At 51.8% G+C, this 12,361-nt stretch carries 10 protein-coding genes and 1 pseudogene; 2 read left to right on the forward strand and 9 right to left on the reverse strand.

Features of this window, described 5'->3' with window-relative positions; genetic code table 11:
• Positions 1–63 precede the first annotated feature (63 nt).
• Positions 64–759 carry a 7-cyano-7-deazaguanine synthase QueC gene (queC, locus tag N5923_RS00630; RefSeq protein ID WP_267141421.1) on the forward strand — a complete coding sequence of 232 codons (696 nt, stop codon included), beginning with the start codon at positions 64–66 and terminating at the stop codon, positions 757–759.
• Between the two features lie 153 nt (positions 760–912).
• Here the strand turns inward: queC and N5923_RS00635 are convergent, their stop codons facing one another.
• The 9 genes from N5923_RS00635 to bolA form a co-directional block, all read right to left on the reverse strand.
• Positions 913–1,308 (reverse strand): YbgC/FadM family acyl-CoA thioesterase, encoded by a 396-nt coding sequence (locus tag N5923_RS00635; protein WP_267141422.1) that lies wholly within the window; start codon positions 1,306–1,308, stop codon positions 913–915.
• A gap of 123 nt (positions 1,309–1,431) precedes the next feature.
• Complete coding sequence (locus tag N5923_RS00640) at positions 1,432–1,773, reverse strand: helix-hairpin-helix domain-containing protein (protein WP_267141423.1); 342 nt, start codon at positions 1,771–1,773, stop codon at positions 1,432–1,434.
• Positions 1,774–1,916: 143 nt separating this feature from the next.
• On the reverse strand, positions 1,917–3,782 hold the full coding sequence (ppiD, locus tag N5923_RS00645; protein ID WP_267141424.1) for a peptidylprolyl isomerase: 1,866 nt from the start codon (positions 3,780–3,782) through the stop codon (positions 1,917–1,919).
• Positions 3,783–4,038: 256 nt separating this feature from the next.
• On the reverse strand, positions 4,039–4,311 hold the full coding sequence (gene hupB, locus N5923_RS00650; RefSeq protein WP_026111673.1) for a nucleoid-associated protein HU-beta: 273 nt from the start codon (positions 4,309–4,311) through the stop codon (positions 4,039–4,041).
• 215 nt (positions 4,312–4,526) lie between these two features.
• Positions 4,527–6,881, reverse strand: a complete 2,355-nt coding sequence (lon, locus tag N5923_RS00655; RefSeq protein ID WP_017800940.1) for an endopeptidase La — start codon at positions 6,879–6,881, stop codon at positions 4,527–4,529.
• A 189-nt stretch (positions 6,882–7,070) separates the two neighbouring features.
• Positions 7,071–8,345: an ATP-dependent protease ATP-binding subunit ClpX gene (gene clpX / locus N5923_RS00660; RefSeq protein WP_267141425.1), complete on the reverse strand. Its 1,275-nt coding sequence runs from the start codon at positions 8,343–8,345 to the stop codon at positions 7,071–7,073.
• A gap of 131 nt (positions 8,346–8,476) precedes the next feature.
• The gene (gene clpP, locus N5923_RS00665; protein ID WP_017800938.1) at positions 8,477–9,100 is read right to left on the reverse strand and encodes an ATP-dependent Clp endopeptidase proteolytic subunit ClpP; all 624 of its coding nucleotides are present in this window, start codon (positions 9,098–9,100) and stop codon (positions 8,477–8,479) included.
• A 347-nt stretch (positions 9,101–9,447) separates the two neighbouring features.
• Entirely contained in the window at positions 9,448–10,752 is a 1,305-nt protein-coding gene (gene tig / locus N5923_RS00670; RefSeq protein ID WP_267141426.1) for a trigger factor, read from the reverse strand.
• A 323-nt stretch (positions 10,753–11,075) separates the two neighbouring features.
• Positions 11,076–11,390 carry a transcriptional regulator BolA gene (gene bolA / locus N5923_RS00675; protein WP_017800936.1) on the reverse strand — a complete coding sequence of 105 codons (315 nt, stop codon included), beginning with the start codon at positions 11,388–11,390 and terminating at the stop codon, positions 11,076–11,078.
• 288 nt (positions 11,391–11,678) lie between these two features.
• On the opposite strand from bolA, the pseudogene N5923_RS00680 reads away from it, so the two are divergent.
• Positions 11,679–12,245 (forward strand): annotated as a pseudogene (locus N5923_RS00680) (lipoprotein); the annotation flags it as partial.
• Positions 12,246–12,361 lie beyond the last annotated feature (116 nt).

Below are 12,361 nucleotides of genomic sequence, written 5' to 3' on the forward strand. Positions count from 1 at the left end.
GGCACGGGCGGCGTGAACGCCGCCCCTACAGGGTGATTTCAGGAACATGGAGAAAGGCAATATATGAAACGTGCAGTGGTGGTTTTTAGCGGTGGTCAGGACTCTACAACCTGCCTGATTCAGGCTCTTCAGCAGTATGACGAAGTACACTGCGTCACTTTCGATTACGGGCAGCGCCATCGCGAAGAGATCGACGTTGCACAAGCGCTGTCACAACAGCTGGGCGCCCGCGCGCATAAGGTGCTGGATGTGACCCTGCTGAATGAGCTGGCAGTCAGCAGCCTGACGCGCGATAACATTCCGGTGCCGGCTTATGATGCCAGCGCCAGTGGTTTACCCAGCACCTTTGTGCCGGGACGCAATATTCTGTTTCTGACGCTGGCGTCGATTTACGCTTATCAGGTCGAAGCGGAAGCGGTGATCACCGGCGTCTGTGAAACTGACTTTTCCGGCTATCCGGATTGCCGCGATGAATTTGTTAAAGCGCTGAATCACGCCATTGAACTGGGCATGGCACGCAAGGTACGTTTTGAAACGCCGCTGATGTGGCTGAATAAAGCGGAAACCTGGGCGCTTGCCGATTACTGGCAGCAGTTGCCGCTGATACGCCAGCAGACTCTGACCTGTTATAACGGGATTAAAGGCGATGGCTGTGGCGAGTGTGCCGCCTGCCACCTGCGCGCCCGCGGGCTAAGTGATTATCAGGATCATGCCGCCAGCGTGATGGCCAGTATGCTGGCAAAAACGGGTCTGGCGTAAGTGTTCTGAAACCGGCAGCGTAAATCATCGATACGGGCGGCGAAAACGCCGTCATTACATTTATCGCAAATCATCGACACGGGCGGCGAGAACGCCGCCCCTACGGAACGCTGTATGTAGGAGCGACGTTCTCGCCGTCCGCAATCCACGTGATTAATCAAGCAATGATTCCAGCTGCTGTTTTAAGTCCCCCTCCAGCGGCAGGACTTTTTGCGTTGGCAGATGCACACAGACAAAAGTGAGTAATGCATCCGCGACCACAGTGCCATCCGGCAGTAACACATTCTGATTCAGCACGCCGCTTTTGCCATTCAGCTGCTGCAGCTGACTATCGATAGTCAGCACATCGCCCAGCACCGCCGGACGCCGATAGTTAATATTGACATTAACCACCACAAATCCCATCTGTCGCTCCGCCATCCATGAGAATGCCTGTTTTCGTTCCAGCCAGTCCCAGCGCGCCTCTTCAAGAAACTCGAGGTAGCGGGCGTTATTCACATGTTGATAAACATCCAGATGATAGCCACGAACCTTAATCGTTGTCTGCATAGCCTGGTTTCCTCAATCATGTTTACGCGCAAGAAGAAAAGGCCATACCCACTGGTATGACCTGAACAGGTTAGCAGCCTGCCAGTGCGTGACCACTGGCAAAAATTCCGCTTGCGATTGTGATCACAGTTTCAGCCGCTCGGCATTACGCTCTACCAGCGCACTGCCGATACCGGGCACCTCCTTCAGCTGCTCGACAGCGCTAAACGGGCCATACTTTTCGCGATAACTGACAATCGACTCGGCTTTCTTAAGCCCCACGCCACTCATTGCCGCGGCCAGCTCTTCCGCACTGGCGCTGTTAATACTGACTATCCCCTGCTCGGCGGCGGCATCAGTGCTGTTATCGGCCACTGTTCTGGCTTCGGCCAGTGCACTCTGAGGCTCTGCTGCAAAGGTGGGTGACAGTGCGCCCACTCCCAGCATCAGCGCGAGAACCATGGCGTTGCGTCGGTTTTTAATCATGCTGTTGTTCCTCCATGTTGTGACAGCACGGCTAACTTACGCGCGTTGGTAGGGCAGAAACAAATGGCAAAAGACAAAAATGGAAAAGGCCGCGTAAGCGGCCTTCAGAGTTGCATCAGATTGCAGATTAATTGCGAGACAGCTTACTGCTGCGCGGCGTTGCCATACTTGATTTTGGCTTCTTTACGCAGGTTGCTCAGCAATGCTTCAAAAGCAATTTGCGCATTGTTCTGGGTAATACCCTGAATCATCGCCTGCTTCTGTTGCTCTGGCATGGTACCTGCCTGCACTTTATCCAGTGACAGCAGCACCACATTGCCCTGCATATCTTCACTGACACCGTAAGAGGCTTTATCTTTCGCCGGTTGTGGCAAGGCGAATGCGGCCTGCGTGATCGCATCCTGACCATTACGCGCCAGCGTTTTCACCTCACCAAAGCTCAGACCAGCGGCTTTAAATGCGTCATCTTTGCCCGCTTTCAGCCCGGCAATGATGTTATCCGCATCGGCTTTCGCCTGCTTTTCAGCTTTGTTGTGCTTGATGGTATCGGCGATCTGCGCCTGAACCTCAGCATAAGGTTTCACCGCTTCGGCTTTATGCTCGCTGACACGCACGATAAATGCGCGGTCACCTTCGACGGTAATGATGTCAGAGTTGCTGCCCGGCGCGCCATTTTCACCAACTAAGCCGCCGTTGAAAATCGCATCCTGCACCGGCTTAAAGTTCAGCTCAGCTGGCAGGTTGTCACGGCTAAACCAGCCGGTCTCAACCGCTTTTATGCCTGCTGCCTGCTCGGCGCTGGCCAGAGATTCGTTGTCATTACTCGCCGCATCACTGACTTTCTGCTGCAGTTTGTAATAAGCATCAATGCCTTTTTCCTGCTTCACTTTAGCAGCGATAGCATCACGCACTTCCGTCAGAGGCTTAACCTGCTCCGGCTGGATATCGTCGAGACGCACCACGAGGAACCCAACGGAAGATTTGATTACGCCGGAAAGCTGGCCTTTGCTGGTCAGATTGGCTTCTTTCAGCTCATCTGGCGTAGTAGAAGGCTCCAGCCAGCCCATATCACCGCCCTTGCGAGCAGAGATTGGATCGGCAGATTTCTCTTTTGCCAGCGCGGCAAAGTCGCCGCCGTTTTTCAGTTCATCAACAATCGCCTGCGCTTCAGCTTCGGTTTTGCTCTGAATGATGCTGTAACGGTTACGCTGTGGCTGACCGTAGTCAGCTTTATGCTCGTCATACCAGCTCTGGATTTCGCTGTCGCTGGCGGACTCCTGCATGCTTGCGGCATCCAGCTTGATATAGCTGACACGGAACTGCTCCGGCGCCATAAAGCTGTTTTGATTCTGCTGGTAGTAGTTTTTGCTCTCTTCGTCGCTCACCTGCTGCTTCGCTGCCAGCTGATTAACGTCGATGGTCGCCGTGCGAACTAAACGTTGCTGCGAAACCAGCGCCGCTAACGAGTCCGACTCGCTGCCCAGCATAAAGTCAGTACCGGCAACCGCAGTGACCAGCTGCTGAGTGGTCAGCTGCTTACGCAGCGCTTCAGCGTACTGATCGGCAGAGAAGCCCATATTGCCAATCAGGCTCAGGTATTTCGTGTTGTCGAATTTGCCGTCGGTCTGGAACGCCGGTTGGGTAAAGATCGCCTGCTTGATCTGGTCATCGCTGATGCCCAGTTTCAGATCTTTGGCGTACTGATCGAGTAACACCTCATCCACCAGCTGTGACAGCGCCTGCTGACGCATCTGCTGCAGGTAACCTTCGTTACCAGCCAGTTGCGAGAACTGATCGCCCAGCATCTGCTGCTGGCGGCCACGCTCACTGGCGAACGCACGCTCGAGTTGGGCCCGGCTAATTTCCTGTCCGTTAACCTTGGCGGCGTAATCGCCGTTACCACCAATTAAAAAGTCGCCGACACCGGTCAGCACGAATGACAGGATAATCAAACCCAAAATAATTTTGAGCACGACATGGTTCGACGCCGCGCGTAAATTGTCCATCATGGTATGCCAACACTCCGCTGTATGTAGTGTGAATGTAAACCTTACGCTTGCGCCCGCATCCTCACGGCCGTTTTACGTAGCTGCATTTCAGGCCCGCAGCTTCGGCCTTTTTTTTGACACGCGCATACGGCGTTTGTCACCAGTAACGATAAAAAAAGGCACATCATTTGCCTGATGTGCCCGGTATGTTACATGAGAACGCTTTGTCAGTCCTCAATCCACCGAAGAAATTGCTTCAGTGGAGGCTTATCCACTCTTAGTTTACAGCGTCTTTCAGCGCTTTACCGGCGCGGAAACCAGGTACTTTACCCGCTGGAATGGTAATTTCTTTACCAGTCTGTGGGTTACGGCCAGTACGCTCAGAACGCTCACGTACTGAGAAAGTACCAAAACCAACCAGCGCAACTTCATCACCTGCTTTCAGAGAATCGGAAACTGAAACCATAAAAGCATCTAATACACGTCCAGCCGCTGCTTTAGAAATATCAGCATTCGCAGCAATTTTGTCGATCAACTGTGACTTATTCACTCTATTCATCCCCTCTTTATTATTCACATCGTACCCGAGCATCCGGGCCCTGTACGAACGCGCAGCAAGTTATATCAAGCCTGATGGGCCGAAACAACGTTTAATCGTTAACGTTGCATGCTCGGCCAGCCCTCTAAATTAGCGACACAAAAAAAAGCTGGCAAGTCCCATTTGACTTGCCAGCGACACTTTTTAGTTATTTTTGCCAAAAATCACTATTTTGCGGTGGCAACCTGCATGCCGTAAGGGGCATTTTGCAGCGCCAGAGCCAGAACTTCCTCAATGCGCTTCACCGGATGAATCTTCAGATCGGCGATTACGTTGTCAGGAATCTCTTCCAGATCGCGTTTATTTTCATCAGGAATTAACACTGTTTTGATACCACCACGGTGTGCTGCCAGCAGTTTTTCTTTCAAACCGCCGATTGGCAGAACCTGGCCACGCAAGGTGATTTCACCGGTCATCGCCACATCGGCGCGCACCGGGTTACCGGTCAGACAGGAAACCAGCGCCGTACACATCGCAATACCGGCGCTTGGACCATCTTTCGGCGTCGCACCTTCCGGCACATGCACGTGGATATCGCGTTTTTCGTAGAAGTCAGCATTAATGCCCAGCTTCTCCGCACGCGCGCGCACCACAGTCAGTGCTGCCTGGATGGATTCCTGCATCACTTCACCCAGCGAACCGGTATAGGTCAGCTTGCCTTTACCCGGCACACAGGCGGTTTCAATGGTCAGCAGCTCGCCGCCCACTTCAGTCCACGCCAGACCGGTAACCTGACCGACACGGTTTTCGTTTTCCGCACGACCATAGTCGAAGCGCTGAACGCCGAGGAAATCCTTCAGATTGTCGCCATTAATCGCGATATGTTTGACGGTTTTATCCATCAACAGCGATTTAACCGCCTTACGGCACAGCTTGGACAGTTCACGTTCCAGGCTACGTACACCCGCTTCACGCGTGTAGTAACGGATAATGCCGATAATAGCGCTATCCTCTACCGATATTTCATGCGGCTTCAGCGCGTTACGCTCAATCTGCTTCTGCAACAGGTGCTGTTTGGCGATATTCAGTTTTTCATCTTCGGTATAACCGGAAAGACGAATCACTTCCATACGGTCCAGCAGCGGCGCCGGGATGTTCATTGAGTTAGAGGTCGCGACAAACATCACATCTGAGAGATCGTAATCGACTTCCAGATAATGATCGTTAAACGCGATATTCTGTTCCGGATCCAGCACTTCCAGCAACGCTGACGCCGGATCGCCACGCATATCGGATGACATTTTATCGATCTCATCCAGCAGGAATAGCGGGTTTTTAACGCCAACTTTCGCCATTTTCTGGATCAGTTTGCCCGGCATTGAGCCGATATAGGTACGACGGTGACCACGGATTTCCGCTTCATCACGCACGCCGCCCAGCGCCATACGCACATATTTGCGTCCGGTGGCTTTGGCAATTGACTGGCCGAGTGAGGTTTTACCGACGCCCGGAGGTCCTACCAGGCACAGAATCGGGCCTTTAATTTTGCTCACGCGGCTCTGTACAGCTAAATACTCCAGGATGCGGTCTTTAACGCGCTCCAGACCAAAGTGGTCGGTATCCAGCGTCTCCTGCGCTTTCACAAGGTCTTTTTTCACCTTGCTGCGCGCATTCCACGGTACCTGCACCATCCAGTCGATATAGCCGCGCACCACAGTGGCTTCAGCTGACATCGGCGACATCATTTTCAGCTTCTGCAGTTCTGCTTCAGTTTTTTCACGCGCTTCTTTCGGCATTTTCGCCGCATCGATTTTACGCTTCAGCGCTTCATTTTCGTCCGGCGCATCGTCCATTTCGCCCAGTTCTTTCTGAATCGCTTTCATTTGCTCATTCAGATAGTACTCGCGCTGGCTCTTTTCCATCTGTTTTTTGACGCGGTTGCGGATGCGTTTTTCCACCTGCAACAAGTCAATTTCAGACTCCATCATCGCCATCAGATATTCCAGACGCTCATTGACGTCGGACATCTCCAGCACTGACTGTTTGTCAGCCAGCTTCAATGGCATATGCGCCGCCACGGTATCGGCCAGACGTGCGGCGTCGTCAATGCTGTTCAGCGACGTCAACACTTCCGGGGGAATCTTTTTGTTCAGTTTGATGTAGCCTTCAAACTGATTGATTGCCGTACGCACCAAAACTTCCTGCTCGCGCTCTTCGATTTCCGGAGAGACCAGATATTCCGCCTGCGCAGTAAAGTGATCGCCGTTATCAGCCAGCGTAGTGATATGCGCACGCTGTAAGCCTTCAACCAGCACTTTTACCGTGCCATCAGGCAATTTCAGCATTTGCAGGATTGATGCAACCGTCCCTACCGAGAAGAGATCGTTGATGCCTGGTTCATCCGTTGAAGCCTCTTTCTGTGCAACCAGCATGATCTTTTTATCATGATCCATGGCGGCTTCTAAGCACCGAATCGATTTTTCCCGACCAACAAACAACGGAATTACCATGTGCGGATAAACCACTACGTCACGCAACGGCAACACAGGGATTTCAATGCGTTCAGAACGCTCAGGATTCATAGAGCTCTCTCTTTGTTTAATGTCCGCCAGGGTGATGGGAACCGCATAGTGCAGTGAAAGTGCAGTCGACCCACAGGTATCTGAGTATATGGGGATGAATGTCTGACATTCAATGTAAAGCGCGAGAGAAAAACAAAAGGGGAAAGAATTTTCCCCTTTTTAGATAACTGACTGGATTGACTTGGTTATTTATTCGCCAGAAGCCTGCTGCGCTTCGGGCTTACCATAAATCAACATGGGATCGGTTTGCTCATCGATTACCGACTCATCAATCACAACTTTCTCAACGTCATCCATTGAAGGCAGATCATACATGGTGTTCAGCAGCGCACCTTCGACGATGGAACGCAGTCCACGTGCACCGGTTTTACGCGACATCGCTTTTTTGGCAATCGCCGTTAACGCTTCGTCACGGAACTCCAGCTCCACACCTTCCAGATTGAACAGCGCCTGATACTGCTTGGTCAGGGCGTTCTTCGGCTCACGCAGAATCTGAATCAGGGCTTCTTCGCTTAATTCATTCAGCGTCGCCACTACAGGCAGACGACCAATAAATTCAGGAATCAGACCGAATTTGATCAAATCTTCCGGTTCCACCTGTTCTAACAGCTGGCCTTCACTGGCTTTCTGCGACTTGCCTTTCACCGTGGCGCCAAAACCAATACCGGAGCCGGTTTCCACACGCTGCGAGATCACTTTATCCAGACCGGCAAATGCACCGCCACAGATAAACAGAATCTTCGAAGTATCCACTTGCAGGAACTCCTGCTGTGGATGCTTGCGACCGCCCTGTGGCGGCACTGCAGCAACCGTACCTTCGATCAGTTTCAGTAACGCCTGCTGCACGCCTTCACCGGAAACATCGCGCGTAATCGACGGGTTGTCAGATTTACGCGAAATTTTATCAATCTCATCGATGTAAACAATGCCGCGCTGAGCTTTCTGCACGTCATAATCACATTTCTGCAACAGTTTCTGGATAATGTTTTCAACGTCTTCACCCACATAACCGGCTTCGGTCAGGGTGGTGGCGTCGGCCATGGTAAATGGCACATCTAACAGACGCGCTAAGGTTTCAGCCAGCAGCGTTTTACCGCTACCGGTCGGACCGATCAGCAGAATATTACTTTTGCCCAGCTCGATACCGTTGCTGGTATCGCCATTGCGCAGGCGCTTGTAGTGGTTATAGACCGCAACCGCCAGCACCTTTTTCGCCTTCTCCTGACCGATAACATAATCGTCGAGGTGATGGCGAATTTCGTGCGGCGTAGGCAGGGCACTGCGCTCGCGATGCGGGGCCACTTCTTTTATCTCTTCGCGAATGATGTCGTTACACAGATCGACACACTCATCGCAGATATACACTGACGGCCCGGCAATCAGCTTACGCACTTCATGCTGGCTTTTGCCGCAAAAAGAGCAGTACAGCAGCTTTCCTGAACCGTCTTTGCGCTTATCTGTCATCAGTTAACCTCTTCTCTTTATCCTGGTCCGCAGGTTTTGCGGCGATGGCAGCGCCTTGCACTGCCCTCGTTTATTGCAACTCTTGACCAGTGTCTCACTAACTATAGCTTATCGACCACTGGCCTTAAGCCTTATTCGCGATGCGTCAGTACGGAATCGACTAAACCATACTCTACAGCTTCGCTCGCGGAGAGGAAACGATCGCGTTCCGTGTCTCTTTCTATTTCTTCAAGAGTTTTGCCGGTATGGAAAGCCATCAGTTCGTTCATACGCCCCTTCACTTTCAGGATCTCACGCGCATGAATTTCAATATCGGTCGCCTGCCCCTGATAACCACCCAACGGCTGGTGAATCATCACTCGGGAGTTTGGCAGACAGTAACGCTTGCCTTTCGCACCGGCGGTCAGCAAGAACGCCCCCATTGAACAGGCCTGGCCCATACAGATGGTGCTGACGTCCGGCTTGATAAACTTCATGGTGTCGTAAATCGACATACCCGCCGTAATCACGCCACCAGGAGAGTTAATATAAAGATGAATGTCTTTTTCCGGATTCTCCGCTTCCAGAAACAGCATCTGCGCCACAATCAGGTTCGCCATATGATCCTCAACCTGACCGGTAAGGAAAATAATGCGCTCTTTCAGCAGGCGCGAAAAGATGTCGTAAGAACGCTCTCCGCGCGAAGTTTGTTCAACCACCATTGGCACTAAAGCCATATGAGGTGCAGTTTGTTCACGTTCGCCACTGTATGACATTACCGTCTCCTGGATAAATTTCATTTGGCAACACTTCTGTACCGATTTTACTTGAGTGAGCCGGGGAACTCTATGCTCCCTTGTCTCACTCGCCGACGCCATCCGGACGGTCGATCAGTCAGCGTAAAAATTGCGGGTTACTCAGAAAAGGATCTGGGGATGTTGCCCCACTCTTTCAAGCATAACAACGTTTTCATCAATCGCTAACCAGGAAAAACAGCATAGACGATAATTCGTTGGTTAATTAAGCGAATAACAGCCAAAAGGTGACATTTGGTGAAAAAATAAAAAACAAAAGGCCCGCAATCTTACGATTGCGGGCCTGAGCACTAGCTTAGTGGCGTGGATCAGGCAGAAGCTGTCTGATTCATCAGATCCTGGAAGCCAGTGGCTTTTTCAGTCACTTTCGCTTTTTCCAGTACCGCTTCAACAGCCTGTTCTTCCAGAGCAACATTACGCATGTTGTTCATCAGCTCGTTGTTTTTGCTGTAGAACTCGATCACTTCCTGCGGATCTTCATACGCAGAAGCCATCTCTTCGATCAGCGTTTTAACGCGCTCTTCGTCAGCTTTCAGCTCATGGGTACGAATCACTTCGCCCAGCAGCAAACCAACCACTACGCGGCGTTTTGCCTGCTCTTCGAACAGTTCACGAGGCAGTTCCAGCGCTTGCTTCTCATCGCCGCCGAAACGCTGTGCAGCCTGACGGCGCAGAACGTCGATTTCACTGTCAACCAGTGCAGCCGGAACGTCGATTTCGTTGGCGCTGATCAGACCGTCGATAGCCTGAGTTTTAACACGGTTACGCACCGCGCCTTTCAGCTCACGCTGCATGTTTTTACGCACTTCAGCACGCAGGCCTTCAACTGAACCATCTTCAACGCCGAAACGTTTGATGAACTCTTCAGTGAATTCTGGCAGTTCACGCTCTTCAACTTTCTTCAGCACGATTTCAAACTTCGCTGCTTTCCCTTTCAGGTTTTCAGCGTGGTAATCTTCCGGGAAGTTAACGTCGATGGTGAAGGTTTCGCCCGCTTTATGGCCAACAACGCCCTCTTCGAAGCCTGGGATCATACGACCCTGGCCCATTGCCAGTACGAAGTCAGACGCTTTGCCGCCTTCGAACTCTTCACCGTCTACTGAACCGGTGAAATCAACGGTCGCGCGATCTTCAGCCGTTGCTGCCGCGTCAGTCTCTTTCCAGGTCGCCTGCTGCTTACGCAGGGTATCGAGCATGGTATCGACGTCAGCATCGGTCACTTCAACAACCGGCTTCTCAACTTCGATCGCTTCCAGACCTTTCAGTTCAACCTGTGGATACACTTCGAACTCAACGGTGAAAGTGAAGTCTTCACCAACCTTGTAGTCGCCTGGCACATATTTCGGTGCGCCAGCCGGGCTGATTTGTTCTTTAATGATGGCGTCAACAAAGTTGCGCTGCATCAGATCGCCCAGTACGTCCTGGCGAACAGAAGCACCATAACGCTGTGCAACTACGCTCATTGGTACTTTGCCTTTACGGAAGCCATCGATACGTACTTTTTTAGCCACGTCGACCAGCTCTTTTTTCACAGCGTTTTCGATGCTGTCAGCAGCGACAGTAATCGTAACGCGACGGCCCAGGCCCTGAGTGGTTTCTACTGAAACTTGCATCTTGTTACCTCAAAAAAATCACGTGCTCGGTTAACTTCAGACAAGACATCCATCGCCAGTGACGATCTGATGCCCTCTCCGACAACCGGGACGGCCTCTGTTGTCAGAACCGCCTTCCCTGTTACCAGAAGCGTCCCGAAGACATTCCGGAAAAATAGACGCAGCATTATAGCGGCATCACTGTACTGAGTCGAGAACGCAAAGGCCCTCAACCGCGGTGCTTTTTTACAAATTCCGACTTAACTCGCAAATTACTCATGGGCGAACGCTAAAAACGACAAAACGGCCCGCGGGCCGTTTTGATTGATTACTGCATCTGATTGTCAGGCCAGCGTACCGGCGCCACGACAATTTGGTGAGGCCGGTACGGTATCCTGTAGCCCTTCCCACTCTTTCACGGTGTAGGTATGCAGCGCCAGCGCATGCACACTGCCCGCCAGTTCATCGGCCAGCACACCATAAATGGCGCGGTGTCGCATCAGGAAGCGTTGATTCGTGAAACTGTCACTGACGATAATCACTTTAAAGTGACTCTCGGAGCCTGCAGGCACATTGTGACGGTAGCTTTCGTCATGCACTTCCAGATGTACCGGACTGAACGCCGTGCGTAACTTTTCTTCTATTTGTCCGCGAATCATAACTGCACTCCTCTACGGCAGCGAGCTGCGCCCCATCTCTTTCAATAATAGTCGGTTTTTTCCCCGACCCGCGGCTTAGCGATGAAAATTTCTTAAGCTGTTCTTTTCTCAGGTCGCAATTCCCCCGCTGCGCTTTGCCGTTGCGCTGTCGGCTTCACCCTTCAGTAAGTCCGAAAAAAACGCAAGGTGATGAATTTACGCACCATCAGGGCTTCCCTCCACGCCTGCCAATGATATGATGGCCGGAGTTTTGTCAGCACTACAACTTAGGCGAACGAGAAAATAAGCATGTTAAAAAAATTATTATTTCCGCTGCTGGCCGTCTTTATTCTGGCTGGCTGTGCAAGCAACAGCAATACATTAAACGTTTCACCCAAAATTCAGCTGCCACAACAGGACCCGGGTCTGATGGGCGTCACCGTCAGTATCAACGGTGCCGACCAGCGTAGTGACCAGGCGCTGGCGAAAGTGAATCGCGATGGCCAGCTGGTGACCCTGACCCCTTCACGCGACCTGCGTTTCCTGCTGCAGGAAGTGCTGGAGAAACAGATGGGCGCACGCGGTTATATGATTGGCCCGACTGGCGCCGTCGATCTGCAGATCGTGGTTAACAATCTGTATGCCGATGTCACCCAGGGTAATGTGCGTTACAGCATTACCACCAAAGCAGACATCTCGATTATTGCCACCGCGAAAAACGGCAATAAGCAGGTGAAAAACTATCGTCAGACCTACAGTGTTGAAGGTGCGTTTGCTGCTAACAACACCAAAATCACCAACGCGGTTAACGCTACGTTGAGTGACGTGATCGCCGATATGGCGCAAGATACCAGCGTCAGCGCCTTTATTAAACAGGAGGAGGGCGTTACGTTGAGCGAAAATGCGCAGGTAATTATTGGCCATAAAATCCTTGTGGCGATGCAATTTATCGTCACGGGCGGCGAGAACGCCGCCCCTACGATGCCTGCTGT

It is taken from the genome of Winslowiella arboricola (assembly GCF_025527015.1).
GTDB classification, from domain to species: domain Bacteria; phylum Pseudomonadota; class Gammaproteobacteria; order Enterobacterales; family Enterobacteriaceae; genus Erwinia; species Erwinia arboricola.